General features: G+C 71.9%; 28 protein-coding genes. 16 read left to right on the top strand and 12 right to left on the bottom strand.

The genetic code is table 11. The annotated features are described in order from the left end of the window. Positions 1–48: 48 nt before the first annotated feature. From KZ829_RS18510 to KZ829_RS18500, 3 genes are all read right to left on the bottom strand, one after another. A complete protein-coding gene (locus KZ829_RS18510) occupies positions 49–585 on the bottom strand; it encodes an SGNH/GDSL hydrolase family protein (protein WP_246635900.1) in 537 nt (178 codons plus the stop codon). Positions 586–791: 206 nt separating this feature from the next. Then, on the bottom strand, positions 792–1,178 hold the full coding sequence (locus KZ829_RS18505) for a DUF1707 SHOCT-like domain-containing protein (RefSeq protein WP_220145161.1): 387 nt from the start codon (positions 1,176–1,178) through the stop codon (positions 792–794). A 23-nt stretch (positions 1,179–1,201) separates the two neighbouring features. Next, positions 1,202–2,071 (bottom strand): hypothetical protein, encoded by an 870-nt coding sequence (locus KZ829_RS18500; RefSeq protein ID WP_220145160.1) that lies wholly within the window; start codon positions 2,069–2,071, stop codon positions 1,202–1,204. A 144-nt stretch (positions 2,072–2,215) separates the two neighbouring features. Between KZ829_RS18500 and KZ829_RS18495 the strand changes: the two genes are divergently transcribed. Beyond that, positions 2,216–2,611: a hypothetical protein gene (locus tag KZ829_RS18495; protein ID WP_220145159.1), complete on the top strand. Its 396-nt coding sequence runs from the start codon at positions 2,216–2,218 to the stop codon at positions 2,609–2,611. A gap of 280 nt (positions 2,612–2,891) precedes the next feature. Then, the gene (locus KZ829_RS18490) at positions 2,892–3,386 is read left to right on the top strand and encodes an RBBP9/YdeN family alpha/beta hydrolase (RefSeq protein WP_220145158.1); all 495 of its coding nucleotides are present in this window, start codon (positions 2,892–2,894) and stop codon (positions 3,384–3,386) included. Here KZ829_RS18490 and KZ829_RS18485 read toward each other — a convergent pair. Genes KZ829_RS18485 through KZ829_RS18470 form a run of 4 tightly spaced genes read right to left on the bottom strand, consistent with a single transcriptional unit; the run spans position 3,367 to position 7,701 of the window. Continuing rightward, complete coding sequence (locus KZ829_RS18485; RefSeq protein ID WP_308285556.1) at positions 3,367–4,251, bottom strand: DUF3626 domain-containing protein; 885 nt, start codon at positions 4,249–4,251, stop codon at positions 3,367–3,369. The two genes, KZ829_RS18490 and KZ829_RS18485, sit on opposite strands and share 20 nt — an antisense overlap. A gap of 2 nt (positions 4,252–4,253) precedes the next feature. Continuing rightward, positions 4,254–5,090 carry an undecaprenyl-diphosphate phosphatase gene (locus tag KZ829_RS18480; protein WP_220145157.1) on the bottom strand — a complete coding sequence of 279 codons (837 nt, stop codon included), beginning with the start codon at positions 5,088–5,090 and terminating at the stop codon, positions 4,254–4,256. A gap of 60 nt (positions 5,091–5,150) precedes the next feature. Beyond that, positions 5,151–6,089 (bottom strand): tyrosine-type recombinase/integrase, encoded by a 939-nt coding sequence (locus KZ829_RS18475; protein WP_220145156.1) that lies wholly within the window; start codon positions 6,087–6,089, stop codon positions 5,151–5,153. A 4-nt stretch (positions 6,090–6,093) separates the two neighbouring features. After that, entirely contained in the window at positions 6,094–7,701 is a 1,608-nt protein-coding gene (locus tag KZ829_RS18470) for an ABC-F family ATP-binding cassette domain-containing protein (RefSeq protein WP_246635839.1), read from the bottom strand. 243 nt (positions 7,702–7,944) lie between these two features. Here KZ829_RS18470 and KZ829_RS18465 point away from each other — a divergent pair, with 243 nt between their 5' ends. After that, positions 7,945–8,928, top strand: coding sequence for a hypothetical protein (locus KZ829_RS18465; protein ID WP_220145155.1), 984 nt, complete (start codon positions 7,945–7,947; stop codon positions 8,926–8,928). Beyond that, positions 8,928–9,272 (top strand): PadR family transcriptional regulator, encoded by a 345-nt coding sequence (locus tag KZ829_RS18460; protein ID WP_220145154.1) that lies wholly within the window; start codon positions 8,928–8,930, stop codon positions 9,270–9,272. The genes KZ829_RS18465 and KZ829_RS18460 overlap by 1 nt, the downstream gene beginning before the upstream one ends. A 284-nt stretch (positions 9,273–9,556) precedes the next feature. Here KZ829_RS18460 and KZ829_RS18455 read toward each other — a convergent pair whose 3' ends face one another. Then, positions 9,557–10,333 carry an endonuclease/exonuclease/phosphatase family protein gene (locus KZ829_RS18455; protein WP_220145153.1) on the bottom strand — a complete coding sequence of 259 codons (777 nt, stop codon included), beginning with the start codon at positions 10,331–10,333 and terminating at the stop codon, positions 9,557–9,559. Between the two features lie 119 nt (positions 10,334–10,452). On the opposite strand from KZ829_RS18455, the gene KZ829_RS18450 reads away from it, so the two are divergent. From KZ829_RS18450 to KZ829_RS18440, 3 genes are all read left to right on the top strand, one after another. Beyond that, positions 10,453–11,214, top strand: a complete 762-nt coding sequence (locus KZ829_RS18450) for a sulfite exporter TauE/SafE family protein (RefSeq protein WP_220145152.1) — start codon at positions 10,453–10,455, stop codon at positions 11,212–11,214. A gap of 18 nt (positions 11,215–11,232) precedes the next feature. Next, positions 11,233–11,709 carry a heme-degrading domain-containing protein gene (locus KZ829_RS18445; RefSeq protein WP_220145151.1) on the top strand — a complete coding sequence of 159 codons (477 nt, stop codon included), beginning with the start codon at positions 11,233–11,235 and terminating at the stop codon, positions 11,707–11,709. Between the two features lie 64 nt (positions 11,710–11,773). Further along, entirely contained in the window at positions 11,774–12,739 is a 966-nt protein-coding gene (locus KZ829_RS18440) for an NAD-dependent epimerase/dehydratase family protein (protein ID WP_220145150.1), read from the top strand. On the opposite strand, the gene KZ829_RS18435 is transcribed toward KZ829_RS18440, so the two are convergent. Then, positions 12,736–14,400, bottom strand: a complete 1,665-nt coding sequence (locus tag KZ829_RS18435; RefSeq protein ID WP_220145149.1) for an FAD-binding dehydrogenase — start codon at positions 14,398–14,400, stop codon at positions 12,736–12,738. The two genes, KZ829_RS18440 and KZ829_RS18435, sit on opposite strands and share 4 nt — an antisense overlap. 134 nt (positions 14,401–14,534) lie before the next feature. Here KZ829_RS18435 and KZ829_RS18430 point away from each other — a divergent pair, with 134 nt between their 5' ends. The 4 genes from KZ829_RS18430 (at position 14,535) to KZ829_RS18415 (ending at position 19,362) form a co-directional block, all read left to right on the top strand. Further along, a complete protein-coding gene (locus KZ829_RS18430; protein ID WP_220145148.1) occupies positions 14,535–16,019 on the top strand; it encodes an IucA/IucC family protein in 1,485 nt (494 codons plus the stop codon). A 23-nt stretch (positions 16,020–16,042) separates the two neighbouring features. Next, positions 16,043–17,608 (top strand): IucA/IucC family protein, encoded by a 1,566-nt coding sequence (locus KZ829_RS44025; RefSeq protein ID WP_220145147.1) that lies wholly within the window; start codon positions 16,043–16,045, stop codon positions 17,606–17,608. Next, complete coding sequence (locus KZ829_RS18420; protein WP_220145146.1) at positions 17,601–18,725, top strand: type III PLP-dependent enzyme domain-containing protein; 1,125 nt, start codon at positions 17,601–17,603, stop codon at positions 18,723–18,725. The genes KZ829_RS44025 and KZ829_RS18420 overlap by 8 nt, the downstream gene beginning before the upstream one ends. A gap of 76 nt (positions 18,726–18,801) precedes the next feature. Continuing rightward, positions 18,802–19,362 carry a hypothetical protein gene (locus KZ829_RS18415; protein ID WP_220145145.1) on the top strand — a complete coding sequence of 187 codons (561 nt, stop codon included), beginning with the start codon at positions 18,802–18,804 and terminating at the stop codon, positions 19,360–19,362. Positions 19,363–19,529: 167 nt separating this feature from the next. On the opposite strand, the gene KZ829_RS18410 is transcribed toward KZ829_RS18415, so the two are convergent. Next, positions 19,530–20,522 (bottom strand): MerR family transcriptional regulator, encoded by a 993-nt coding sequence (locus KZ829_RS18410; RefSeq protein WP_220145144.1) that lies wholly within the window; start codon positions 20,520–20,522, stop codon positions 19,530–19,532. A gap of 3 nt (positions 20,523–20,525) precedes the next feature. Then, complete coding sequence (locus KZ829_RS18405) at positions 20,526–21,146, bottom strand: HEAT repeat domain-containing protein (RefSeq protein WP_220145143.1); 621 nt, start codon at positions 21,144–21,146, stop codon at positions 20,526–20,528. 88 nt (positions 21,147–21,234) lie between these two features. Here KZ829_RS18405 and KZ829_RS18400 point away from each other — a divergent pair, with 88 nt between their 5' ends. Together KZ829_RS18400 and KZ829_RS18395 are read left to right on the top strand one after the other, a co-directional pair. Further along, positions 21,235–22,803, top strand: a complete 1,569-nt coding sequence (locus tag KZ829_RS18400) for a hypothetical protein (RefSeq protein WP_220145142.1) — start codon at positions 21,235–21,237, stop codon at positions 22,801–22,803. 16 nt (positions 22,804–22,819) lie between these two features. Next, the gene (locus KZ829_RS18395) at positions 22,820–23,038 is read left to right on the top strand and encodes a hypothetical protein (protein ID WP_220145141.1); all 219 of its coding nucleotides are present in this window, start codon (positions 22,820–22,822) and stop codon (positions 23,036–23,038) included. A gap of 77 nt (positions 23,039–23,115) precedes the next feature. Here the strand turns inward: KZ829_RS18395 and KZ829_RS18390 are convergent, their stop codons facing one another. After that, on the bottom strand, positions 23,116–24,015 hold the full coding sequence (locus KZ829_RS18390; RefSeq protein ID WP_308285555.1) for an aminoglycoside phosphotransferase family protein: 900 nt from the start codon (positions 24,013–24,015) through the stop codon (positions 23,116–23,118). Between the two features lie 60 nt (positions 24,016–24,075). On the opposite strand from KZ829_RS18390, the gene KZ829_RS18385 reads away from it, so the two are divergent. The 3 genes from KZ829_RS18385 to KZ829_RS18375 are packed head-to-tail and all read left to right on the top strand — an operon-like array spanning position 24,076 to position 26,450. Next, the gene (locus KZ829_RS18385; RefSeq protein ID WP_246635838.1) at positions 24,076–24,645 is read left to right on the top strand and encodes a sugar O-acetyltransferase; all 570 of its coding nucleotides are present in this window, start codon (positions 24,076–24,078) and stop codon (positions 24,643–24,645) included. A gap of 2 nt (positions 24,646–24,647) precedes the next feature. Continuing rightward, entirely contained in the window at positions 24,648–25,217 is a 570-nt protein-coding gene (locus KZ829_RS18380) for a TetR/AcrR family transcriptional regulator (RefSeq protein ID WP_220145139.1), read from the top strand. A 54-nt stretch (positions 25,218–25,271) separates the two neighbouring features. Beyond that, on the top strand, positions 25,272–26,450 hold the full coding sequence (locus tag KZ829_RS18375) for an MFS transporter (RefSeq protein WP_220145138.1): 1,179 nt from the start codon (positions 25,272–25,274) through the stop codon (positions 26,448–26,450). Positions 26,451–26,743 lie beyond the last annotated feature (293 nt).

Genomic DNA, 26,743 nt, shown 5'->3' with positions numbered 1-26,743 from the left:
CGGATACCCCGTCAGGGCATCGATCGGGTGTAACGGACATCCGACAGCTCAGCCGCGCCGGTCGAGCGCCTCCCACCAGGCGGCACGGATCTGGTGGGCGCCCCACGCGTTGGGTTCGATCACCCCACAGAACCACAGGTCACGACCGTCCGGACGCGGCTCCGGGCGGGCCGGGTCACCGGCCGTCACGCCGTGGCCGCGGAAGCGGGCGTGCACGTCGGCGAGCAGCGCCCCGTGCCGGGCCGCCAGCGCGGCCAGTTCGCCGTTCAGCGCCGCCACCCACCGCGGGCCACCCGGCCACGGCGGCAGCCCGGATCCGGGGACCTCACCGGCGCCGTCGCTCGGGTCATAGACGGTGGTGACCACGATCGGACACGACGGGCCAGTCAGGGCCCGCAGCCGCGACAGCACGCCCTCGCCCTGCGCGGCGACCCGGCCCACGGTGGCGGCGGCCGCGGTGTCGTCGCCGTAGGCGCCCATCAGGTCGTTGCCGCCCATCGTCACGGTCACCAGGTCCGGGACTTCGGTGAGCTGCGGCAGCTGCCGGTTCAGGACGTCGGCGACGACGGCGCCGTCGCGGGCCAGCAGCCGCAGCGTCCAGCCGGGCAGGTCACGGCCGGCCCAGTCGGCGAAGTCACGGTCGTGGTTGCGGTGCAGGCAGGCTCGCCGCGCCCCGGCCGGGGCCGCCCGCGTAGTCGTCGATGGACATCGAGTCGCCGAGCGCGACGTACAGGCCGGTCATGGTCGCCGATCATGACGGATCGGCGGGCCGCCCGTCACCCGTTTTACCGCTACCGGCGGCCCCATGTCTGCCCGGCGAAGACCAGCAGCACGGTGATCCCGACGGTGACGGCCAGCGACCACCAGGCGCCGTAGACGAAACCCATGACGATCGACACGGGTACGCCCAGCATCAGCGCCACCATCCCGGACACCACACCGGCGGCCTCGTCGTCGGAGTCCTCGGCCGGCTTCGTCAACTGCGGATGCGGGTCCGGCAGATCGGCGAAGACCTGCTCCAGCGCGGTACGGGTACGCGCGGCCTGACAGTCCAGCAGCCGCTGCTCGAACTCGGCGGCGTCGATGCGCTCGGCGTCCAGGTGCTCCTGCAGCGCCTCGCGTGCCAGCTCCCGTTCGGGCGAGCCGATACGCAGGTCAGGCCCTTTCACGACGGTCACGCCGCCCAGGGTAGCGGCCACTGTCACCGGGGCGTGTCGCGCAGCACGGCGACGGCGGCGACGGTGGCGTAGCCGCGCCACTCGACGGCTGCCGCCGGACTGTACGCCGGGAACGTGACGGTCCAGCCGCCGTCCGCCTGCTGTCCGGCCGCGAGCCTCTCCCGGTCGGCGGCCACCGCACCCGGATCGAACAGCTTGCGCGACGCCGTACCCGGGTGCGGGGTGAAGTCCAGCGGATACAGCACCTCACCGTCGATACCGCCCTCGACCGGGGTCGGCCCGTCCATCCGCACGAACCGGGCCAGCCGCTCCAGCAGCACCGGCGCCTCGACCACGTCGAGCAACCGCAGCGCGAACATCAGCTCGTACGCGTGCGGCGCCGTCTCGATCCGCTCGATCGCGCCGAGACAGTAGCCGGTGGCGGCGGCCAGCCACGGATGCCCGCCGACGTCGTCGGGCCGGTGCCGGGCCAGCCGGTGCGCGTGCCCCGCCAACTGGGCGGTCATCTGCAACGACGACACAGCCGGGTCGGCGCCGGTCCAGTGCGGGGCGCTGCCGGTGCTGTCGCCGAACGGCAAGGCGAACGGCACTCCACCGTCGTCGAGGCTGTGCCGCTCGAGCCAGTCCAGCAGCGCGACCGGCCGTGGCCCGGTGTCGCGGACCTCGGCCATCACCTCCAGGGCGTGCATGGCGGCGACCGGCTGGCTGGTCGTCGACCGCAGGTCCGGCTCCAGCGCCCACCCGTACCCGCCGTCGGGGTTGCGGTAGCCGTCCAGCGCCGCCATCACGGCCTGCGCGGGCAGGTCACCGAGCAGGTGGTGCAGCCGCCGCCGGTCCAGGTTGCGGGCGTTTCCGGCCGCGAAGCTGACCGCCGCCCCGAGATCGAATCCCATCCGCTCATCCTCGCACCGGCCGGCCGGTCCCGCGCCGCGCCGGAGCGAGACCGCACCGATCCAGCCCGCGGACGTCCGGGCCGGTCTCGACGATGTGGACGGCGCCGGCCGACAATGGGGGCTCGTCCTACCCGGGGAGCGGCGATGGTGGTCCGTTTCGAGCTGGTGGTCGAGTTCCGGTCGGCGCAGGCGGCGGTGGCCGCGGCGGACCGGGTGGTGGCCGCCGGGAACGCGCCGATCGACCTGCACTGGCCGCGCCTGGACCGCGACGGTGACACGGCCCTGCTGCTGTCGGTGGTGCCGGTGGTCGACGGCGCCCGGACAGCCCGCTGGTTCACCGACCTGGGCAACGGCCTGTACCGGCTGCTGTCCGACCTGACCGGCTACCGGGCGGCGCTGGCCGGCTGGGATCCGCTCGGCCCGCTGCGCGAGCGCCGTCAGGTTCCGGGTCTGGTGCTGCCGGAGCCGGGCGACGGGCCGGGTTTCGTGCCGTTCGCGCGGGGCTTCGTGTGGCTGCCCTACCGCGGCGAGAGCGAGTGAAAGAGCTTCGTGGTCGAGGTCCGCGTTTCGCTTCCCGCTTCCTTTGTGCGCTCACCTCCGAAAGCCCGGCCGGGCCGCCGGGTCTCGAACACCAGGTGCCCGCCCGGCACGAGAACGTCGTACAGGCCGGTCAGCGTGTCCTGCCACTCCCGGTCGGTGAGGAACACCTGGGCGACGTTGGCGGACGGTCGCCGTCGAACGTGTCGTAGAGGGCGGCGAGCCGCGGGTCGGCGAAGATCGCATCGGGCATGCATCGACGTTAGCCGTTACCCTCTCGTGGGTGACGCGATTTCTGCTGGTGCCCGGCCGTGGGGTGCCGTTTCCGAATCACTGGTCACGGCAGTGGGCGCGGGCCCACCGCGACCACACGTGGGCGCCGGAGCCGCCCGGCCCGCCGTATGTGGCCGGCGAGCGGGTGGCCGCCCTGCACGCGGCCATCACGGCCGGCGACGCTCCGGCGATCCTGATCGCACATTCGGCGGGCTGTCTCACCGTGGCGTTGTGGGCCGCCCAGCACACCGGCCCGGTGGTGGGCGCGCTGCTGGTGACGCCGCCGGAACACGACGACATGCCGCGCTCGCCGCTGCCGTTCCGGTCGATCGCGGTGCTGTCGCGTGACGATCCGCATGCCACGTTCGCCTACGGTGAGCAGCTGGCCGGGCAGTGGGGCGCCGAGGTCCACGACGCCGGCCCGGTGGGGCATCTGGATTCGAGTTCCGGGTTCGGGCCTTGGCCGGAGGGCGAGAAACTGGTGGCTAGGCTGGCCGGCCCTTGAGCACCAGGATGTGCCACAGGTATTTGATCAGCTGCGGATGGTCGCCGTCGCGGGCGGCCCGGCCGAGCAGGGCCGCGTCCAGGACCTGTTCGCCGTAGCGGGCGGCGATCCGGCGGCCCAGCGCCACCGCCTGCGGCCCGCGCAGCTCGCCGGGGAACTCGTCGGCGGGCAGCCGGAATCCGCCGTGCCAGCGCAGCGGCAACCCGAGGGCACGCAGATGCCCTTCGTACGCCGTACCGCGGAATGAGGGGTCGGCGACGACGGCCGCGACGTCGCCGCTGAGGGTGAGCCGATCGTGGACCTGCGCTTCGACGTAGTCGTCGAGGGTCCGGCCGGCCTGCGTGCGGGGCTCGCCGAGCGCGGCCACCCACTGCTCCGTGCCGCTCGCGCTCACCCCCACAGCGTTTCCGGTACAGGTGACCTGCGCGAGAAGCCCCTCCCAGACTGCGCCGAACGTGCCCGCCGTGCCCAGGATCTCCGGTTCGGTGTAGCTGTCGCCGAGGCTGAACGTGGCCCGCCGCAGGCAGTGCGCCCGCAGTTCGAGATGGCAGCTGCCGAACCGTGGCGCCGCCCCGTCGGGATGCCCGGCCAGGTTGAGCGCCCCGTAGACGGGCCGGCTGCCGCTGTCGCCGAACATGCGCTGTTCCCAGCGGGGCCGGTCGCCGCCGAGCCCGCCGTTGGAGATGCCGGTCTCGTACTGGGTGCGGTAGACGCCGTCCACGGCGAGGTGCTCGATCACGGTGCGGCCGTCGGCGAGCGGCCGGTCGGGGTGGAAGTTGACCGTGATCGGCGCGCCCGGCACCGGCCGCGGAGACGGAAAAAGCGCCCGCACGTGGGCGAGCGCTTGTTCCCCGGGCGTGGTCACGCCTACTTGGCGGAGATCGTGTCGGTGGCCAGCAGCAGCAACAGCAGCGAGCCGAGCGCCACCCGGTAGAAGATGAAGATGCTGTACGAGTGCTTGGACACGAACTTGAGCAGCCACGTCACCGACGCGTAGGCGACCACGAAACTGACCACGGTCGCGACGATCGTGTTGGTCCAGCCGACCCCGGCGGAGATCCGGTCGGCCTCGCTGACGCCCTGCAACACCGACGCGCCGGTCAGCGCCGGAATCGACAGGAAGAACGACAGTTTCGTCACGGTGACCCGGTCGAGGTCGCGCAGCAGGCCGGCCGACATGGTGGCGCCGGAGCGGGAGATGCCGGGGATCAGCGCCATGCACTGCACGGTGCCGATGATCAGCGTGTCCTTCCAGGTGACGTCGTCCTGATGGCGGACCTGGGTGGCGGCGTGGTCGGCGAACGCCATCACACCACTCCACAGGATCAGCGCCCCGGCGACGAACCACAGGCTGCGCAGGGTGCCCTCGATGGCATCCTTGAACAGCAGCGCCGCGATCACGATCGGGATGGAGCCGAGCAGCACCGCCAGGCCGAACTTGAAGTCGGTGTGCTCCCGGTGGGACGCGTTGAACAGGCCCTTGAAGAAGGCGGGCACCACCCGGGCGATGTCCTTGCGCAGGAACAGGATGGTGGCGAGCACCGCACCCGACTGGATGATCACCGTGAAGGCGGTGATGTCCGGGTCGTCGATGGTGTGGCCGAACAGTTTCTCCAGGATCGTCAGGTGCCCCGTGCTGGACACCGGGAGGAACTCGGTGACGCCCTCGACCGCGCCGAGGATGATCGCCTCGACGAGACTCATTTCCGTGCTCAAAACACCCGCCCGCTTTCCGTAGCCGGGTTCAGAGCATAGGGGGCCGTTTCACCCCCTGTTGCGGCGGGCACGGGCCGCCGCGATCGTGTACGCGGGGTCACGGTCCAAGTTGTAACGGTCACGGTCGTAGCGGCGCGTGGTACGCGGATCGGCGTGCCCCATGGCGTCCTGCACGTCCTCCAGCGGTACGCCCTCGGCGCGGGCCGTGATGGCGAACGAGTGCCGCAGCGAGTGCGGCGACAACCGGTCGGCCGACGCGATGCCGGCTTCCGCGGCGAGCCTGCGGACCAGCCGGAAGACGGCGTGCCGGTCGACGCGGGAGCCGGTCGAGGTGACGAACAGCGGCCCCGGCCGGTTGCCGCGTTCGGCCAGGTAGTCGTCGAGGGCCGCCGCCACGGCCGGGGTCACCGCCCGGCGGCGGGCCTTGCCGCCCTTGCCGGTGAACCGGACGGTCCGGTGGCCGCGTTCGTGGCCGAGGTCGTCGAGGTTCAGCCCGACCAGCTCACCGACGCGCAGCCCCAGATCGGCCAGCACGGTGATCATCGCGTGGGTGCGGCGGCCGGCCCGCCCGGCGGCCGCGAGCAGCACGTCGATCTCGGCCGGGGCGAGCCCGACCGTGGACGAGTGGTAGCGGTCGACCTGGGGGCGGTCCGCGCCGCCGACCGGGTTCGCCGGCACCGCCCGCAGTTTGACCAGGAAGTCGTACCAGCTGGACAGGCCGGACAGTTTCCGGGCCACCGAGGCGGGCGCCAGCGGCCGGGCCTCCAGCTCGCGGGCGTAGGCGTTGACGTCCAGGAACGAGGCGTGCAGCGGGTCGAGGTCACGGCCGGCGCACCAGGTGAGCCAGCCGTCGACGTCGCGCCGGTACGCCGCCCGGGTGTGTTGCGACAGCCGCCGGTTGGCCAGCCACGCGTCGGTGAACTCCCGCGCGCCCGTGCCGATGACGGGTTCCCGGCCCAGGTGCGGCTGCGACGACATGCCCGTCATCGTCTCAGTTCTCGATCAACTGCCCGTCCGCGACATGCCAGTGCCGGGTATGCCCGATCGCATCGGCGAAATACCGGTCGTGGCTGACCACCAGCAGCGTCCCCTTGTAGCGGCGCAGCGCCTCCTCGACCACGTCGAGAGCCGCGAAGTCGAGGAAGTTGGTCGGCTCGTCCAGCAGCAGGATCCGCGACGGGCTGTTGACCAGCACCGCGAGCAGCAGTCGCCGCAGCTCCCCCGCCGACAGGTCCCTCGTCGGCGCGTCCCACTGGTCGGCGTCGAACTGGTGCCCGGCCAGCAGCTTCTCCGCGTCGTCGATGTAGACCGGCACCCGCGCCCGGAAGAACTCCATCACCGTCGTGGTGTCGCGCAGCCCGTCGTCGGTCTGCGGCAGCACCGCCACCTCGCCGCGATGCCGGTCCGCGATCGCCCGCAGCAGGGTCGTCTTGCCCGCCCCGTTACGGCCGGTGATCACGATGCGGTCGCCGCGGGTGACGTCCAGGTCGACGTCGCGCAGCAGAACCCGGTCGCCGTGGGCCACGTTCAGGTCGCGAACCTTGAGGACGATCTCGCCCGGGTCGCCGTCGTCGCCGGGGAAGGCGAGCGTCAGCGGCGGGCGGGTCCGCGGCCGGGCGATCCACGACACCGACGCCATCTGCCGCCGCAGCCGCCGCTCCCGGACCTTCGCCTTACGGGCGACGAGCCGGGCGACGCGTTTGATGTGCGGGGCGGCGGCGCTGGCCGGGGTGTTCAGTTCGACGCCACGGGCGTACCCCTTGGTCTTCTCGATGTCGGCTTCCCACCGGATCCGGTCCTTCTCCTGCGCCTCGTAGTCGAGCAGCAGCTTCTCCCAGCGCCGCTGCTTCTCGGCGCGGTAGGCGGTGTAGCCGCCGCCCGGATAGTCCTGCGGCTGCTCGTCGATGCCGTCGAGTTCGACGATCCGGGTGACGACCTCGTCCAGGAACGCCCGGTCGTGGCTGACCGCCAGCACCCCGCCCTCGAAATCGCGCAGCCACTGCCGCAGCCAGGCCGCGCCCTCGGCGTCGAGGTGGTTCGTCGGTTCGTCGAGCAGCAGCAGGTCGGGTGCGGCGAGCAGGGCGCGGGCCAGCATCAGCCGCGCCTGCTCGCCGCCGCTGACCGCCCGCAGCGGCAGGTCGTCGTCGAGGTGGTCGATGTCCAGGCGCTGCCGGATCTCGGTGAGCCGGGTCTCGGCGGTCCAGCCCTCCAGGGCGGTCCAGCGTTCCTGGACGGCCGCGAACTCCTCCAGGACGTCCTCGCCGTCGGCCAGCCGTTTCTCCAGCTCACGCAGCTGTGCGGTCACTTCCGCGAGCTCGCCGAGGCCGCCGCCGAGAAACGCGCCGACCGGCCCGTCCGGGTCCGGCATCCGTTGCGGGACGTACGCGACGCGCGTGCCCGCCGCGAGGCCGAGGTGCCCTTCGGTGGGGGTGAGCGAGCCGGCCAGCACTCGCAGCAGGGTGGTCTTGCCGGCGCCGTTGGGTCCGACGACCCCGATCCGGTCGCCGGGGCGCAGCACCAGGTCGAGGCCGGAGAAGAGCAGGTCACCGTCGTGGGCGTGGCCCAGCCGGACGGTCTTGAGATGAGCGGACTGTTGCAAGATCTACTCCAGGGGAGAGTGCACCGACAGGGAATCTGGGGGTCGGTCGTCTCTCACATCGCGCTGGTGCGCTCCCGGTTCTCTCGGCGGCAGGTCCGGCTCCCACCATGCCCGCCGCTCCCGCCGTGCGCAACCGAAATATCCACTCACCCTTTTCGAATAATACGGCCGCCGATACATGCCGCCTCACCCGAATCGGATACTACGGTTGACGTTATATGACGTCGCCCGTAGCTTGTTGGCATGTCTGCTCCCGACTGGCCGAGCGCCGCCCCCACGCTCGAACGCCACTACCGGCGGCTGTTGAACGCCTACCCGAGCCACTACCGGCGCCGCCACGGCACCGAGATCGTCACCACCCTGCTGGAGATGGCCGAACCGGGCCGGCAGCGCCCCGGCCTCGCCGATTCCTGGCATCTGATCGCCTCCGGCCTGCGGCAACGCCTCCGGCTGCCCCGCCGCCCACTGGCAATGCCGGGCGCCGTCCTGGCCCTGCTCGCCGGCGCGGCGTTCGGTGCGGCGGCCGGCTCGTGGGCGGCCTTCCAGACCTGCACCCCACTGCCCGGCCACACTCAGGCCACGGCCGTCCACCGGCTGACCGTCGGCGCGCCCGGCGCCTCGCCGTACGTGCGGACACTGCGCGGCCACTACGACACCGGCCCGATGGTCATGGCCGAGAGCGACCTGTCCGGCTGGCAGGCCGCCCCGGCCCGGGCCCGCCTCGCGGCCGACGGCTGGCAGACCCTGCCGGTGGCGGCACCCGACCGCGGCTACGAACTCATGATGCAACGCGACGGCCTGCGCATCCACGCGAACACCGACGTCACCCGGTCCACCGTCTGGTCCACCGTATCGACCGTCGACACCGGATGGATGCGGCCGCTGGTCGTCGCCGGTCTGCTGGCCGGCGCCCTCACCGGCTGGCTGATCGCGGCCGCGGTCGCCCAGCGCCGTTCCCGCCCGGCCGCGGTGACCGCGGTGTTCGCCTTCGCGACGCTGACCATGCCGGTGGTGTCGGTCGCCGGCAACCTGACGAACCTCTTCCACCGCGCCCACCTGGGAGCGACCGTGCATCACGTGCTGGTCACATCGTCGTACTGGCAGTCCGGTCCACCGTGGCTCAACCCGGGGCTCACCGTCGCCGGTCTGGCGCTGGCCGTCGTCACGGTCGTGGTGTCCCGGCTCTCACGCCCGGCCGGGCCGGCGATGCGGGAGGTGGCGGGCTGATGCAGGAGCCGACGTTCCTGATCCTGACCGCGCTGGCCGCTCAGCCGCTGCACGGTTACGGCATCGTCCAGTCCGTGATCACCCTGTCCGAGGGCGAGGTCAAACTGCGGCCGGGAACCCTTTACGGCGCCTTGGACCGGCTTGCCGAGCAGGGCCTGATCGAGGTCGAACGTGAAGAGGCCGTCGAAGGCCGGCTACGCCGCTACTACCGGCTGACCGACGACGGCGCCGCCGCCCTGTCCACCGAGGTGCAACGGCTACGCCGCCGCGCCACCGCCGCCGAGACCCAGCTCAAGGACCGTGCCGTCCCCGGCTTCGGCCGGCCCGCTCCCGGCGCCGCCTGACACCCTCGGCTGCTGTGCCGATCGGTGCCACGGGGGCGGCCGGCCGGCACAGCAGCCGAGGGTGATCGAGAACCGCCACGAGAAGAGGCGCGGTTTCTGGGTCCCGACCACGGCTGGTTGTCAGGGCCTGATCGACAGGGTTGAGACAGCTCCGGGAGCCAGCTGGACCGGCGACCTCAGCCCGGCGGGCGCGGCACAGGCGGGAGTAGGCAGCCGGCTCGCGTGGCAGGGCGCAACGGCCGCAAAAAGAAACGCGACGGTGTCACGCGTACAGAAAAAGGGGGTCAACGGCGGTCGAGGCGCACGACGAGCGGGCGATGGTCGGAGATCGGCTGCGACGGGGTGCGCACCTGCACGACTTCGCCCAGAGCCGCCACCCCCCGCGGATCGGCGAGCACATGATCGAGCTGCGTCTTCGGCGCCGGGCTGGGGAAGGTCGCGGCCCGCGCCAGCGGCCGCCAGCCGGTGAACGCCCGCACCGGCCCGGCCGGCATGTTCAGATCGCCGAGCAGCACACGCGGCGCCGGCAGCGCCCGCAGCGCGCGCACGGCGTGCCGCAGCTGCCGCAGGTTCCAGCCCGGCACGAACGACAGGTGCGTGGTCGCCACCGTCATCGGCCCCGACGGGGTCTGCACGACGGCCGCCAGCAGCACCCGCGGCTCGTCGCGCAGCAGCATCAGACCACCGCCGGGCGCCAGCACCGGCGAGCGCACCGGCGCGCCGGGCAGTTCGGTGACCTGCCACCGGTCCACCGGGTACCGCGACACCAGGGCGATCCCGTACTGCGGGTGGGCCATGTCGGCGCCGGAGTGCCAGGGTTCCCACGCCTGGCCGGGGGTGCCGACGACGGCGGCCGCGAACCGGTGGGTCGAGGCGCCGAGGGCGTCGGCGGCCAGCGCGGTCAGATCGAGCAGCCCGGAACGCGGCTGGGCCCGGTCCACCTCTTGCAGTCCCAGGACGTCGGCGTCCAGGTCGGCGATCGCGGTGCGGATCCGGCCGGCGTGTACGGTGCCGTCGGACAGTGATCTGCCGTGCAGCAGGTTGAAGGTGGCCAGGCGCACCAGCCGACCCTAGCCAACGGGGTGAGTGGGATGTTCATCAAGGCAGTGTTGTGCCTCGCGTTGTTGTTCATCGCGGGTGCGGCGTTCGGGATCTGGCTGCAGAAGGCCCGGGGCCGCCGGTGATCGCAACACTGCTGGTGGCGGCCGCGGCGGCGGGCTGGGTGGACGCGGTCGTCGGCGGGGGCGGCCTGCTGTTGCTGCCGGCGCTGATGCTGGCCGCGCCGCATCTGCCGACGGCGACGGCACTGGGCACGAACAAGTTGACGGCGATCTGCGGCACGAGCACGGCAGCGGTCACCTACGCCCGCCGCACGAAGATCGACTGGCGGGTGGCGGGCCCGTCGGCGGCCCTGGCACTGATCTGTTCCGGCTGCGGGGCGCTGCTGGCCGGCGGGATCCCGGCGACCGCGTTCCGGCCGGTCATCATCGGCGTGCTGGTGGCGGTGGCGGTGTTCGTCACCGTACGCCCGCAGATGGGGTTGATGGAGCACCCGGAGAAACGCACCCCGTGGCGCCGGGGTGCCGCGGTGGCCGTGGCCGGCGGCGTCATCGCCACCTACGACGGGCTGATCGGCCCGGGCACCGGCACGTTCCTGGTTCTGGCGTTCACCGGAATCGTCGGCGCCGACTTCGTACACGGCTCGGCCATGGCGAAGATCGTCAACACGGCGACGAACCTGGGCGCGCTGACCGTGTTCGCCGCGACCGGCCACGTCGCCTGGAAACTCGGTCTGGGCATGGCGGTGTGCAACGTGATCGGCTCGGTGATCGGCGCCCGGATGGCCCTGAAACGCGGCGCCGGGTTCGTCCGCATCGTGCTGCTGGTGGTGGTGCTGGCCCTGATCGCCCGCCTGGGATACCTGCACTGGCAGGAAAGCTAGGACGACACAATGGGCGTCATGAGCGACGACCTGGACCAGTTGATCAAAGACATCGAGCAGCAGGAGGCGCGGCTGGTGTTCCCGGGTTTCACCGAGGCCGACGCGTTCGCGCTGGGCTGCCTGCTGGTGAACCTCGCCACCGAGCGGCGCCTGCCGGTGGCCGTCGACATCCGCCGCGGCCAGCAGCAGCTGTTCCATGCCGGGCTGCCCGGCTCGAGCGCCGACAACGACACCTGGATCGAGCGCAAGGTCCGCGTCGTCTACCGCTTCGGCGCCTCCTCCTACCTGGTGGGCCGCCGGCTGGCCGCGAAGGGCCGCCAACTCGACGCCTCCCAGGGCGCCGACCCGGCCGAGTACGCGGCACACGGCGGCGCGTTCCCGGTACGGCTCGCGAACGCCGGCGTGATCGGGGTGGTCACCGTGTCCGGGCTGCCGCAGGCCGACGACCACGCCCTGGTCGTCGAGGCCATCGAAACGTTCCTGGCCGACGACTGACGCCCCTCTGCTGTCGGCAGAGCCGCCTGGGCGTGTCGCCACACCGTCGGGCAGGCTCGCCGGCATGCGGATTCTCATCCTGGGTGGCAGCGGTTTCGTCGGGCGGGCCACCGCCGAACTGGCGGTGGCCCGCGGCCACGACGTGACGGTGTTCAACCGCGGCCTGCGCGACCCGGTCGCCCACGTCACCACCCTGACCGGCGACCGCCTGGCCCCCGGCGGCCTGGACGCGCTGCGCGACGGCACCTGGGACACGGTGATCGACACCTGGTCGGCCGACGCCGCGGCGGTGGGCGCGGCGGCGTCGCTGCTGTCCGGCCGGGCGACCGATTACGTGTACGTCTCCAGCCGGTCGGTCTACCGATGGGATCTCGGCGCCCCACCGCTGGCCGAGGACTCACCCCTGGCCGACGTCGACGACCCCGGTTACGCCGGCGACAAGCTGCGCGCCGAGATCGCGACCGCCGCGTTCGACGGCCCGGTCCTGCTGGCCCGCGCCGGGCTGATCCTCGGCCCGTACGAGGACATCGGCCGCCTCCCCTGGTGGCTCAACCGCCTCCGTCAGGGCGGCCCGACCCTGGCGCCCGGCCCCCACGACCTCGCCCTGCAGTACATCGACGTCCGCGACCTGGCCGCGTTCCTGCTCGGCGCCGCCGGACGGCACGGCCCGTTCAACGTGGTCAGCCCACCCGGCCACACCACCATGGGCGAACTGCTGGACATCGCCAACGAGGTCACCGGCGGTCACGCCGACCTGCGGTGGCTGCCGGGTGAGGACATCACCGCCGCGGGCGTGCAACCGTGGACGCAGCTGCCGATCTGGCTGACACCCGAGACGGGGTACGCGTTCATGCACCAGGGCGACGTCAGCAGAGCCCTCGACGCCGGCCTGTCCTGCCGGCCGGTCCGCGACACGGTCACCGACACGTGGACGTGGCTGCGAACGTTGCCGGGCGGCGCACCGCAGCGCACCGACCGGCCGGCGTCCGGCCTCGACCCGCAGGTCGAGGCCGAACTCCTCGGGCTCTAGAGACTGGCGGCCGCGTGCCGGCCGGCCGCCCGTCCGGAGAACAGGCAGCCACCCAGGAACGTGCCTTCCAGCGCGTTGTAGCCGTGCACGCCACCGCCACCGAATCCGGCGACCTCCCCGGCCGCGTACAGGCCGGGGATCGGCGCCCCGTCGGCGCCGAGCGCCCGCGAGTCCAGGTCGGTCTGGATGCCGCCGAGCGTCTTGCGGGTGAGGATGTGCAGTTTCACGCCGATCAGCGGTCCGGCCGCCGGGTCGAGGATCCGGTGCGGGGCCGCCGTACGCCCGATCCGGTCGCCGAGGTAGCGGCGCGAGTTGTGGATGCCCTGCACCTGCGCGTCCTTGGTGACCTTGTTGGCGATCTGCGAGTCCCGCGCCTCGATCTGCGTACGCAGCATGCCCGCGTCGAGCAGCGGCTGCTCGGTCAGCTCGTTCATGCCGGCGACCAGCTCGTCGAGGGTGTCGGCGACCACGAAGTCGGCGCCGTGCTTCTTGAACGCCTCCACCGGTGCGGGCGCGCCCTTGCCGAGGATCCGTTCCTTGAGGAAGCCGCGCCGGTCCCCGGCGGTGACGTCCGGGTTCTGTTCGCTGCCGGACAGCGCGAACTCCTTCTCGATGATTTTCTGCGACAGCACGAACCAGGAGTGGTCGTGGCCGGTCGACCGCAGATATTTGAGCGTGCCGAGCGTGTCGTAGCTGGGGAAGTAGGGGGCGGGCAGGCGGCGGCCGAGCGCGTCGAACCACATCGGTGACGGCGCGGACAGGATCCGGATGCCGTGGCCGGGCCAGATCGGGTTCCAGTTACGGACACCTTCGACGTAGTGCCACATCCGGTCACGGTTGACCAGCCGCACCCCGGCGGTCTCGGCGATGCCGAGCATGCGGCCGTCGACATACGCCGGAACACCGGTGATCATGCTCGCCGGTGGGGTGCCGAGCCGTTCCGGCCAGTACTCGCGCACCAGATCGTGGTTGGCGCCGATCCCGCCGGTCGTGACGATCACCGCCTGCGCCCGCAGCTCGAAGTCGCCGACCACCTCCCGGTTGGACGACACACCGCGGGCCGAGTCGTCGGCGGCCAGCAGCACCCCGCGCACCCCGGTGACCGTGCCGGCCTCGACGATCAGCTCGTCGACCCGGTGCCGGTGGTGGAACCGCAGCCGGCCGGTACGGGCCGCCTCCAGCGCGGCCGCGGCGAACGGGGCGACCACCCCGGTACCGGTGCCCCAGGTGACATGGAACCGCGGCACCGAGTTGCCGTGCCCGTCAGCGCGCAGGTCACCGCGTTCGGCCCAGCCGGCGAACGGCAGCCACCTCAACCCCATCCCGGACAGCCAGGACCGTTTCTCGCCGGCCGCGAACTCGACGTACGCCCGCGCCCACTTGACCGCCCACTCGTCCTCAGCACCGGCGCCGAGCCGGTCGAAGCCGGCGCTGTTGCTCCAGTCCCGCCAGGCCAGCTCGACGCTGTCGGTGATGCGGGCCCGTTTCTGTTCCGGGCTGCCGACGAAGAACAGGCCACCGAACGACCACCACGCCTGCCCGCCCAGGTTCGCCGGATTCTCCTGGTCGACCAGCGCCACACTCTTGCCCGCGGCGGTGAGCTCGTGGGCCGCCGCCAATCCGGCCAGGCCGGCCCCCACCACGATGACGTCGACGTCCACGACACACACCCCTTCACCAATGAATACGAGAATTTATCGGATTAGCGGCGTGGGGGAAATCCCCGAATGTGATCACCACCGCTGACGAAGTGTCCCCGCCGGACACCCACCGCCCCGACCGCGACAATGAGCACGTGCCGACCCACACCGCCGACCCCGCCGGCACCCGAGCGCAACTCGCCGACCTGCGCCCCGACCTGCTCACCGGCTACGACACCGCCCTACCCGCGGCACACGCCGCCATCCTCGCCCGGCTACTGACCGCCCTCGAACACGAACCACTGCCCGGCCTGCTCACCCGCCACCACCACGACGGCCGCACCCACCTCCGCTTCACCCACACCACCATCACCTACCCCACCCGCGCGGCGACCCCCTTCACCGAACCACCCACCGGCCTGACCGTGGCCGTGGACGGCCTCGAAGTCACCGACCCGGCCGCCCTGACCACCCACCTGTGGCCCGGCGCGCAGCTGAAAACCGAGATCGCCAACAGCGTCGCCAACCTGGCCCTCGCCCGCGCCGCCAACCCCACCCCCGCCACCCTCACCGGCATCGACCAACCCGGCCACGCCGAACAACTGCTCGTCGACGGCCACCCCCTGCACCCCTGCTGCCGCACCCGCGGCGGGATGACCGTCGCCGACCTGCTCACCTACGCCCCCGAACACCACCCCACCTTCCCCCTACGCCGCCTCCGAGTCCCACAAAACCGCTGGTACGGCACCACCGACCCGATCCTCTACGCCCACCCCTGGCAGGCCGCCCGCCTCCTCGACCGCCACCCGTGGCTCACCGACGACGGCCCCACCACCCCCGTACGCCCCCTCATGTCCCTGCGCACCGTCGCCCCCATCGACGGCGGCCCCCACATCAAAACCGCCGTCGACATCCAGATGACCTCCGCCATCCGCACCGTCTCCCCCGCCGCCGTCCACAACGGCCCCCGCCTCTCCACCTTCCTCAACCGGCTCACCGCCGACCTGCCACTCGACGTCCTCACCGAAACCGAAGCCGGCGCCGCCATCACCGACCACGGCCCCGACCGGCACCTCGCCCACCTCATCCGCCAAGCCCCACCACCCGGCGCCATCCCCCTCGGCGTCCTCGCCACCACCCCCGCCATCCTCGACACCATCGACGACCCCTACACCTTCATGACAGACCTCGGCACCGTCCTGTTCGCCCCCCTCGCCACCATCCTCGACCGCGGCGTCGCCCTCGAAGCCCACGGCCAGAACACCCTGATCGTGCTCGACCACGGCCGCCCAGTGCGGACCGTCTACCGCGACCTCGGCGGCGTCCGCATCCACACCACCGCCGGCGCCCCCACCCTGCACGGCGACCTCCCCACCGACGACCCCGCCGAACTGCGCACCAAACTCGCCGCCGCAGCCCTCGCCACCGTCGCCCGCCAGACCATCACCGCACTGAGCCGCCACCACCACGCCGAACCCGACCGGCTGTGGCAGCTACTCGCCACCTGCCTGCGCCACGCCGACCCGAAACTGCGCACCGACCCCCTGCCGGTCAAAGCCACCACCGCCATGCGCCTGGCCGCCGACCCCCTGCACGACCAATGGACCCACCTGCCCAACCCGATGGCCGCGTTCGCCTGAGCCACCCGCGAAAAGGACCACCCATGATCCGCATCGCCACCGCCGCGGCCCACACCGAAGCCGCCCTCACCGTCCACGCACCCCACCTCGTCGACGGCTTCCTCAACCACCTGCCCCACGCCGCCGACACCGTCGGCCGCCGCCTGCGCGCCGCCCTCGTCCGCGAAAACCTCACCCCCGCAGGCGCCGGCGGCCACACCCACGCCTTCCACCGCGTCGAATACCCGACCGCCGGCGTCGACGACCCCGTCGAACTGCTCACCGGCATCGACACCACCGGCACCATGACCGCCGAGATCCGCAACGCCGTCCTCAACCTCGCCGTCGCCCTGGCCCGCTACGACGCGCGCATCCCCGCCGACACCGACCCCGACACCACCGCCGTCCACCTCGAACGCCTCGCCGTCGCCGGCCACAACCTGCACCCCTGCGGCCGCACCCGCCTCGGCTGGGACACCGCCGACGTCCTCGCCCACGACCTCGAAGCCGGCCACACCACCATCCGCTTCATCGCCGTCCAGGACCACGCCCACCTCGGCGACGACCTCGGCCCCTGGCTCAACCTGCCACCAGCGCCCCCCGGATACCGGATCCAACCCGTCCACGCCTGGCAACACGACACCGTCCTGCACCGCTACCACAACCTGTTCACCGACGGCACCCTCCGCCGCATCGACGGCCACCTCGACGCCATCCCCACCGCCGCCCTGCGCACCCTCCTGCTCCCCGGCGGCACCTACCTGAAAGTCAGCCTCGACATCCAGGTCACCTCCACCCGCCGCAGCATCAGCATCGCCTCCACCCGCAACGGCCCCGCCCTCTCCCACCTCCTGCACAAACTCGTCGACAACGACCCCGACGGCCACCGGCTGATCCTCATGACCGAAACCGCCGGCGCCGCCGTACCCGCCGGATCCGGCCGCGACCTGTCCGCCATCACCCGCACCGGCCTCACCGGCCGCCTCCAACCCGGCGAACACGCCATCCCCGGCGGCGCCCTCCCCGCCTACGACCCCACCACCCGCACCACCGTGATCGCCGGCCTCGTCGACGCCACCGGCGGCAACCCCGCCACCTGGCTCACCGACTACACCCGCCTCCTCCTCCCCCCACTCCTACGCCTGGCCACCCACGGCATCGCCCTCGAAGCCCACCTCCAGAACTGCCTGCCCACCTTCCTCGGCGGACACCCCCACCGCCTCGCCCTGCGCGACTTCGCCGGCCTGCGCCTGCACCCCGGCCGCCTCCACCAGGCCGGCCACACCATCGACCTGTGGCCCGGCAGCGTCATCACCACCGACGACACCGAAATCCTGCGCGCCAAACTCGGCTACACCGCACTCCAAGCCCACCTCGGCGAACTCGTCATCCGCCTCGGCGAAACCCACAACCTCGACGAAAACCACGCCTGGCGCCTCATCCGCAACGTCATCGACGAAACCTACGACGCCCTCGGCACCCACCCCCACGCCGCCGCCGACCACACCTGGCTCATCGCCCCCACCGTCCCCCACAAAGCACTCGTCCGCATGCGCCTCGCCGGCACCGGCGACATCCACATCCCCGTGAAGAACCCACTCCATGTCTGACCACCACGACCTGCTGCGCCAACTGCCGGCACCCCGCTGCGCCTACCTCTACGACACCCGCATCCTGCGCGCCCGCGCCACCACGCTGCGGGCCGCGCTCCCCACCAACACCACCTTCCTGTACGCGGTGAAAGCCAACGGACACCCGCACGTCGTCCGTACCCTCGCCGGGGCCTGCGACGGTCTCGAAGTCGCCTCGGGCGGAGAACTGTCCCTGGCAGTCCAGGCCGGCGCCCGCCGCATCGTCTTCGGCGGCCCCGCCAAAACCGACACCGAACTCGCCGCCGCCATCGCAGCCGGCGCCCTCATCAACGTCGAAAGCGCCCACGAACTACGCCGCCTCGCCGCCCTCGGCCACCGCGGCGACATCTGCCTGCGCATCAACCGGGCCGGCCCCGCCCTGTCCGGCAGCCACACCATGACCGGCGTACCCACCCCGTTCGGCATCGACGAAACCCAACTCCCCGACATCCTCGAAAACCTGCCCGACGGACTCCAGGTGATCGGCTTCCACCTGCACGCCGTCTCCAACAACCTCGACGGCCACGCGCACGCCGCCTTCCTCACCGAAGCCATCGGCTGGTCCCTCAAAACCGCGCACCGGTACGGGCTGAGCATCCGCATCGTCAACGCCGGCGGCGGACTCGGCGTCGACTACCAGTCCGACCAGTCCATCGACCTCACCCCACTCGCCTCAGTGCAGGTACCCGACAACCTCGAACTGATCCTCGAACCCGGCCGCTGGCTCACCGCCGACGCCGGCTGGTACGCCACCGAAGTCCTCGACCTCAAAACCACCCACGGCCGCACCTTCGCCGTCCTCCGCGGCGGCACCCACCACTTCCGGCTCCCCGCCGCCTGGGGCTACAGCCACCCCTTCACCGTCCTACCCGTCGACGACTGGCCCCACCCGTACCCCCGCCTCTCCGTGACCGACACCGAAGTAGACGCCGTCGGCGAACTCTGCACCCCCCGCGACGTCCTCACCCGCGGCCACCACGTCACCCGACTACGAACCGGCGACCTACTCCTGTTCGCCCGCGCCGGCGCCTACGGCTGGGACATCTCCCACCACGACTTCCTGCGCCACGACCCACCCACATTCCTGACGATCTAAGGGTGACCGCCTCCGGGAACTCTCCGGGTTCCGGCCCGGAGGCGCCCCAGGGCCCACCGCCACCAGGATCGTCCACATGACACGCGCCGCACTCCTGCTCGGCCCACTCGCCATGACCGCCTACGGGATCACCCGCATCATCGGCCGGCTCGACGACCAGTACGGCCCCGGCGCCGACTGGCAACTCGCCCACCTCTTCGGCCTCGCCGGCATGCTCCTGTTCATCCCGATCATCTGGCACCTGCGCGCCCACACCCGCCCCGGCCCGCTACGCGAAACCGTCACCGCCGTCACCCTGCTCGGCCTGGCAGCCTCGATCATCCAGTTCAGCGCCGACATCATCCAGGCCGCCATCGCCGCCGACCGCGCCGAACTGAAGACCCTCCAGCACGGCTTCACCGACCTGCCCGGCGTCCAGCTCGCCATCTACGACATCGGCCCGCAACTGTTCTTCATCGGCATCGGCATCCTCGCCGCCCTCACCAAACCACTGCCCTGGTGGAGCCCCGTCCTCCTGCTCACCGCCGTCCTGCTCACCGCCGTCGACCTCAACCTGCTCCCACTCACCGGCCTGCTCATGCTCGCCGCCCTCCACCCCCTCACCCGCCGACCCACCCCACTCCCCGCCACCCGGTAGGCCGTCCCCACTCACCCACCCCACCACCCGGCAAGGGTGTCGGCATCCGGGCAGGCGCAAAACCCAAACTGGCGGCGATCTTGGACGTCTGGCCACCCCGTCAGGTGGTCAAAAGTCCAAGATCGCCGCCAGTTCGACCCGCCGCGATTCAGAGCGGCCGCCGCGCTCTAGAGCGGCCTCTGCAACAACATCCCAGCGAACAACGCCACGGCCCGGTCACCGTCACCCGCCAACTCCTCCAGCAGGCCCCGCGCGACATCCACCGGCAACTCCGCCAACGCCTGCACCAGCCGAATCCGCACCGCCTGATCCCCCGCATGAACCGCCAACTCACCAGCCAGCGCCGAAACGATCCCCTCCGCGTGCCCGGCCCCCGCCAACCCACCCAGAACCTCAGCCGCCTCCACATCATTCACACCATCGACCACCATGCCCACCAGCACCGGAACCGCCGCCACCACACCCCGCGACCCCAACGCCAAAGCCGCCGGCCCCCGCACCGACACCTCCGCATCACCGAGCGCATCCACCAGCACCGCCACCACCTCGTCACCCGGCATCTCACCCAGCGCCACCACCGCCCGCCGCCGCACCACGGCATCCACCGACGACACCCCCACCGCCAGACTCGAAACCCCCTCACCACCGGAACGCGCCAACGCCCACCGCAACGCACCCGCCACATTCGGATCCGCCTCAGCCAGCACCGCCCCCGCCAGCAACTCCACCGGCACCGGCACATCCTCACCAGCCAGCACCGCCTGCTGCCGCCGCGCCGCATCCGGCGACCCCAACCCCCGCATCAACTCCACGATCCGCAACACATCCGGCCACCCCGCCGGCGACGACGCATCCACCGCACGAAGCCGCTCCAACAGCTCCCGCTCCCGCCGCACCCGATCCTCAGCCCACCGAATCAACTCACCGATCAACACCGCCGGCTCGAACCCCGGATCCTCCAGCGCCTGCCCCACCTGCCGCAACGACAACCCCAGCGACCGCAACGCCTCCACCTCGAAAATCCGCCGCAGATCCTCCGCCCGATACTCCCGATACCCACCCACCGTCCGCCCAGTAGGCCGCACCAACCCCAGAGACTCGTAATGGCGCAGCATCCGGGAACTCACCCCCGAACGCCGCGCCACCTCACCGATCAGCACCCGCTACCCCAAAGCCATGATCCGCGTCGCCTCATGAACAGCCGCGTCGAAACCCACCTCCGGGTCCCGCAACAACACCCCCGTCGCCGCCGCATGCTCCCGCACCGCCTCATCCACACTCCCCATCGCGGCCTCCAGCACCGGCTCGACCACCGCCCCCAACCCGACCAGCGCCCGGCTCAAACTCAACCGCCGCTCCCGGTCCCCCCGCCCCAACTCACCAGCCAACTCCCCGGCAAGCCGCTCACCCTCCCCCTCGGGCACGAGCGCGACCGCCGCACGCCACGCCGCCCGCGCCACCTCGTCGTCCCCGTCATGCAGCAGCTCACCACTGACCGCCGGAAACACACTCCGGTCACCGATCTTCGACAACGTGTGCAAAGCCTGACTCCGCGCCTGAGCAGCCGGAGACCCCAACTCCACCAGCAACCGCGGCACCGTCACCTCAACCGGCAACCGCGTCAACGCCCACGTGAGCATGTCCCGCACGAAGAAGTCCGGCTCCACCGCACACCGCCCCACCAGCGCCTCCACCAGCCCCGGCTCCGCACCCGTCCCCGCAGCCATCACCGCCCGCAACCGCACCGACGACTCCGCCGCACTCAACCCGCCAACAATGCCCATACACCCAGTCAAGACGTTGCCACAGTGTCAAGGTCAAGGCGTACGGTTACCCCTCCGGCTGATTCCCCGATCCGAAGGGCGCGACCAGATGCCCGGCGACGACGACCCCCTGAACGACGCGGAACGCATCTTCCAGGCCTACGTCGCCTCCGGCGGCGCGGACGCCCACGAACTCCCCCGAGCCGCCCACCACTACCGGCACGCACTGGCAACACTGCCCAGCGACCACCCCCGCCGCCTGCCGGTGACCGCAAACCTGATGGCCTGCCTCCGCGCCCTCTTCCTCACCAGCAGCGACCGCATCCACCTCGACGACGCCATCACACTCGGCCGGCACCAACTCGACCAGGCCGGACCGGCGGCACAGCTGCCACTCGCCTTCCACACCAGCCTGGCCGGCGTCCACAACGCCCGATTCCAGTACACCGAGGACCCGGCCGACCTGGACGCCACCCTCGACCACCTGCGCACCGCCGCCGACCTGGCCCACGACACCGAACCCGGCATGCTCCCCGCACTCCGGTCCAACCTGGCCTTCACACTACGGCTGCGCTACGACACCACCCGCGACCCCGACAACCTCACCGAAGCAATCGACCTCGCCCGCCGCGCCCACCGGGACGCACCCGCCGCCGTCCGCCCGAAGACCGCCTACATGCTCAGCTCGATCCTCATGCTCCGCCACCGCGACTTCAACGACTCCACCGACCTCGACGACGCCCTGCACCTCGCCACCGACGTTGTCGACCGAACCCCACAGGACCACCCCGAATACAGCGGCTACCTGGCACACCTCGCCACCCTCGAAGTCGAACACCACCGGCGCACCCGCGACCCACACGCCCTCGAACGCGCGGCCGCCCACTACGAACGACTCCTGGACCTGCTCGACGCCGCCCCCGCCATCCGCCCGGTCGTCATCGCCAACTGGGCACAGATCCTCGAAACCACCGGCGACACACGCTTCGCCCTGGTCACCCGCATGCTCCCGGAACTCGAAGCAGCCGCCGAGGAAGCCCGCGGCAGCGCCCACCGACCCGGCGCCCTGACCGCACTCGCCCGCGCCCACCTCGCCGTTCACGAAATCCAGGGAACAGCGGACAACCTGCACACCGCGATCGCCTCGGCCGACGAGGCGATCGCCACGACCCCACCCGAACATCCCGACCACGCCGACCACGCGCTCGTCGCCGCCGCCGCGAGAATCACCCGCTGGGCCGACCACGGCGACCACACGGACCTCGACCGGGCCGGCACGCTCCTCACCGGTGCGGCGAACCACCCGACCGCCGCACCCGCCGTCCGCATCCAGGCGGCACACGCCCTGATAACGGCCCGCACGACAGCCGGCGACACCGCAGGCGCCGATCACGCCGCCCGGCAGGCTGTGGACCTGCTGCCGGTCGTCGCCTGGCCCGGCGTCCCACGGTTCGACCAGGAATTCCGGCTCGCCCAGGTCGCCGACGTCAGCAGCGACGCCACCGCGGCCGTCCTCGCCGCCGGCCACCACTGCGGCGAGGCGGTCGAGGTCAACGAGGCGGGCCGTGCCGTGCTCTGGGCCCACCTGCTGAATCAGCGCACCGACCTGGCAGCGGTCGGCGCGGCCGCCCCACATCTCGCCGCCGCGATGGCCCGGGTCCGCCGCGACCTCGCATGACCCGCTGACGCCCGTGATGGAACGCGGCCGTGCAACCCGCGACGAGCTGGTGGAGATCGCCGAACGGATCGTCGCCGTCGATTCGGACACCGACTTCTACACGCACCTGTTCGAGACGAACACGGTCCGCCCGGCCGCCGTGTCCGTCTTCTACCACCCGCCGGAGCACCTCAAGGGCGCGAGCGTCGCCGAGCTGGTCGACTTCATCCTCTCGTACCGGCCAATCGCTCTTTAGGTCTTGTCGGCGAAGCCGTCCTTTGGGTTCTTGGTTGGGTGCGGCTTGCCGCACTGCCGCTAAGCCATCCTAGGATTCTAGGCAGAAAGGATGGTCGCGAGACGGGCCCGGCACTCGGCCACGAAGGCCGGGAACGTGTCCCAGTAGTAGGCGATCCCGCTCGCGGCCACCGCGACGGCCCAGGCACGGGCGCGCGTCCAGGTCGCGTCATCCAGTTCAAGACCTTCCCGGTACGCGTGACGCGCACCCGCCGGCAGATCCCACACCGTGGAGTGCTCGGCGTCCGGCAGTCCCACCGTGAGACTGCCCCAGTCGATCACCGCCCGCAGCCGCCCGTCCGCCCCCACCAGCAGGTTCGTGGGTTTGAGGTCGGCGTGCATCCACACCTGCGCGGCCGGCGAACCGGGCAGCGCCAGCCCGTCCCGCCAGTACGACTCCAGGGTGTCCACGTCGAGTTCCGCCCCGGCGAGTCTGCGGCAGTCCGCCAATGCCGAGCTCACCCAGCCGTCACAGTCGTGCAGACCGCCACCGCGGTACCAGCTCAGTTCCCCGGCCCGCCGCGCGCCCATCAGGTCGACACCGTGCAGCGCCCGCACGAATCCGGCCAGGTCCGCCCCGAACGCCGCCCAGTCCCGCACGCTCTCCGGTGACGCCTCCACCCCGTCGATCCACCGGTACACCGCCCACTCCGACGGATACACCGGGGCGGGAACTCCCGCATGCACCGGTGCGGGAATCGCACACGGCAGCAGCGGCGCCATCCGGGGCAGCCACTCGCGTTCCTTGCGCAACGGCGCGGCCCGGTCCGGGGTCCGCGGCAACCGCACCAGCAGCTCATCCCCCAGCCGGTACATCGTGTTCTCGGTCCCGGCACCGGCCCTGGCCAGGGACAACCCGGCCCATTCGGGGCACTGGTCGTCCAGGAGCGCCCGGACCACGGACTCGTCGACAGCAAGCTCACCCTCGTGCAAGGTCACCCGAGCATTCTGCATCAATCACTATGTACGACTGTACGCATGATGTGTACGCTCGTACGCATGACCACCGACAGCCGCAGCATGCGCGACCGGATGCTCGCCGGGGACCTCTACATCGCCGACGACCCCGAGCTGGCCGAGGCCAGTCTGCGCGCCATGGACCTCACCGACGCCTACAACGCCACCTCCGCCCGCGACCCGGCCGAACGCCGCCGCATCCTCGAAGAACTGCTCGGCGAGATCGGCGACGGCGCCGACATCCGGCCACCGTTGCGGGTCGACTACGGCAGCCACATCCGCATCGGCGCCCGCACCTTCGCCAACTACGGCCTGATCGCCCTCGACGTCGCCCCGATCACCATCGGCGAGGACGTGCAGATCGGCACCAACGTGCAGCTGCTCACCCCGACCCACCCGGTCGACCCGCAGCCGCGCCGCGACAAGTGGGAGGCCGCCGAACCCATCGTCATCGGCGACAACGTGTGGCTCGGCAGCGGCGCCATCGTCCTGCCCGGCGTCACCATCGGCGACAACACGGTCGTCGGCGCCGGCTCGGTGGTGACCCGCGATCTGCCCGCGAACGTGGTGGCCGCCGGCAATCCGGCGCGCGTCGTCCGTACCATCTCCTGACCATGAGCGACCCCGCGCCCACCGCGACCACCCGGCGGACCCGGCGGCACGACCCGCACCGGCGCGACCGCCTCATCGACGCCGCGTTGCAGGTGATCGCGCAGCGTGGCGTGGCAGGCGCCAGCCACCGGGAGATCGCCCGCGCCGCCGACGTGCCACTCGGCTCGATGACCTACCACTTCGCGAGCCTCGACGAGATCCTCGCCGAGGCGTTCACCCGGCACGCCGACGGCATCGCCCGCGTCTTCGACGAGCGCCTCACCGCCGCCCGCACCCGCGACGAAGCCGTCGAAGCCGTCGTCACCCTGGTCACCGGCGACCTGCTCAGCCCCGGCCACGACCTGGTGCTCACCGTCGAGCTCTACGTCGCCGCGGCCCGCAACCCGCGCCTCAAGGCCGTCACCCAGGCGTGGATGCAGCGCAGCCGCGACGCCCTGGAACGCCATTTCGACCCGACCACCGCCCGCGAGGCCGACGCCCTCATCGAGGGCCTCACCCTGCACAGCGCGCTCTCCACCGACCCGATGACGCCGGCCCAGATCCGCCACGCCATCGAGCGTTACCTGCGCTGAGCGCGTTTTCCATCCGGTACGGGCGAAGCCCACCCCCACATCTCGGAGTTGATCTTGACCGCCCTCGCCGCCGCCCCACCCACCCGGCAGGCCCGCCACGCCCGCGCCGCCGTCGCCGCCCTGTTCCTCACCAACGGCGCGATCTTCTTCAACGTCGTCCCCCGCTACCCGCAGATCAAAGCCGACCTCGGCCTCACCAACGTGGCCCTCGGCGCCGCCATCGCCGCCTTCCCGATCGGCGCCCTGCTCGCCGGGCTCCTCGCCGCCACCGCCATCCGCCGCTTCGGATCCGCCCGCGTCGGCGCCTTCGGCATCGTCCTCACCACCGTCGCCATCCTCGGCATCACCGTGGCGCCCGACGTCTACACCCTCGCCGCCGTCCTGTTCACCGTCGGCGCCCTCGACTCCGTCGTCGACGTCGCCCAGAACTCACACGGCCTGCGCGTCCAGCGCCTCTACGGCCGCTCCATCGTCAACTCCCTGCACGGCGTCTGGAGCGTCGGCGCCGTCCTCGGCGGCCTGATGGGCTCCGCCGCCGCCGGCCTCGACCTGCCCCTCGGCCTGCACCTGAGCATCTCCGCGGCACTGTTCAGCACGGTCGCCCTGATCGCCCACCGCTACACGCTGGCCGGCCCCGACGAACGCTCCTCCGAGCCCGGTGGCGGCGCGCACGTCACCTCCCGCGCCGTGCCGATCCTGGCCGTCCTCGGCGTCCTCGCCGCCTGCGGCGCCCTCGTGGAGGACGCCGGCGCCTCCTGGGGCGCCATCTACCTCACCGACCTGCACGCCGGCGCCGCCACCGCCGGACTCGCCGTCGTCGCCCTGCAGACCGCCATGACCATCGGCCGCCTCACCGGCGACCGCGTCGTCGACCGCTTCGGCCAGCGCACCGTCGTCCGCGCCGGCGCCACCCTCGCCGCGATCGGCATGGGCGCCGCCCTCACCGTCCCGTCCGTCCCGGTCGCGCTCATCGGCTTCGCCCTGGCAGGACTCGGCGTCGCCACCCTCGTACCGGCCGCCATGCACACCGCCGACGAACTCCCCGGCCTCGCCCCCGGCACCGGCCTCATGATCGTCAGCTGGATGCTGCGCGGCGGCTTCCTGCTCTCCCCCCTGGCCGTCGGCTTCCTCGCCGACCAGGCCGGACTGCGCGTCGGCCTGCTCACCGTCGTCGCCGCCGGCCTCACCACGGTCGCCCTGGCCCGCGTCCTCGTCAACGGCAACCACCGATGACCACCCACACCCGGCCCGGCCCTGCTCGGCGGCAGCGACGGCCTTTCTGCCGGACGCTGACCGGCCACCACCCGAAGCCGCGACGGGCCTTTCCTGCCGACTCCGACCGGCGACGGGGCCTTCCCTGCCGGGCCAGGCCGACCAGCGGCAGCCGCGACGGGCCCATCCCTATCGGGCCCTGACCGGCCACCAGCGATCACGAGGAACCCTTCCCACCGGCTCCATGCCCGCACGACATGGCGGATACCGCGTTGGCGCCTGCTTCTGGCCACCCCGACGGTCCTGGCATGATC

Origin of the sequence: Actinoplanes hulinensis (assembly GCF_019429605.1) — a bacterium.
Lineage (GTDB): Bacteria > Actinomycetota > Actinomycetes > Mycobacteriales > Micromonosporaceae > Actinoplanes > Actinoplanes campanulatus.
The sequence above is the reverse complement of the archived record's forward strand: the minus strand, read 5'-3'. Positions and strand labels throughout refer to the sequence as shown.

Bases quoted from the DNA above. Each gene is read 5' to 3' on its own strand.
- KZ829_RS18500 (WP_220145160.1), bottom strand. From the start codon at position 2,071: ATGGGATTCGATCTCGGGGCGGCGGTCAGCTTCGCGGCCGGAAACGCC.
- KZ829_RS18420 (WP_220145146.1), top strand. From the start codon at position 17,601: ATGTCTGACCACCACGACCTGCTGCGCCAACTGCCGGCACCCCGCTGC.
- KZ829_RS18475 (WP_220145156.1), bottom strand. From the start codon at position 6,089: ATGACGGGCATGTCGTCGCAGCCGCACCTGGGCCGGGAACCCGTCATC.
- KZ829_RS18495 (WP_220145159.1), top strand. From the start codon at position 2,216: ATGGTGGTCCGTTTCGAGCTGGTGGTCGAGTTCCGGTCGGCGCAGGCG.
- KZ829_RS18400 (WP_220145142.1), top strand. From the start codon at position 21,235: ATGCCCGGCGACGACGACCCCCTGAACGACGCGGAACGCATCTTCCAG.
- KZ829_RS18445 (WP_220145151.1), top strand. From the start codon at position 11,233: ATGAGCGACGACCTGGACCAGTTGATCAAAGACATCGAGCAGCAGGAG.
- KZ829_RS18380 (WP_220145139.1), top strand. From the start codon at position 24,648: ATGAGCGACCCCGCGCCCACCGCGACCACCCGGCGGACCCGGCGGCAC.
- KZ829_RS18465 (WP_220145155.1), top strand. From the start codon at position 7,945: ATGTCTGCTCCCGACTGGCCGAGCGCCGCCCCCACGCTCGAACGCCAC.
- KZ829_RS18415 (WP_220145145.1), top strand. From the start codon at position 18,802: ATGACACGCGCCGCACTCCTGCTCGGCCCACTCGCCATGACCGCCTAC.
- KZ829_RS18460 (WP_220145154.1), top strand. From the start codon at position 8,928: ATGCAGGAGCCGACGTTCCTGATCCTGACCGCGCTGGCCGCTCAGCCG.
- KZ829_RS18440 (WP_220145150.1), top strand. From the start codon at position 11,774: ATGCGGATTCTCATCCTGGGTGGCAGCGGTTTCGTCGGGCGGGCCACC.
- KZ829_RS18405 (WP_220145143.1), bottom strand. From the start codon at position 21,146: ATGGGCATTGTTGGCGGGTTGAGTGCGGCGGAGTCGTCGGTGCGGTTG.
- KZ829_RS18480 (WP_220145157.1), bottom strand. From the start codon at position 5,090: ATGAGTCTCGTCGAGGCGATCATCCTCGGCGCGGTCGAGGGCGTCACC.
- KZ829_RS18395 (WP_220145141.1), top strand. From the start codon at position 22,820: ATGGAACGCGGCCGTGCAACCCGCGACGAGCTGGTGGAGATCGCCGAA.
- KZ829_RS18385 (WP_246635838.1), top strand. From the start codon at position 24,076: ATGACCACCGACAGCCGCAGCATGCGCGACCGGATGCTCGCCGGGGAC.
- KZ829_RS44025 (WP_220145147.1), top strand. From the start codon at position 16,043: ATGATCCGCATCGCCACCGCCGCGGCCCACACCGAAGCCGCCCTCACC.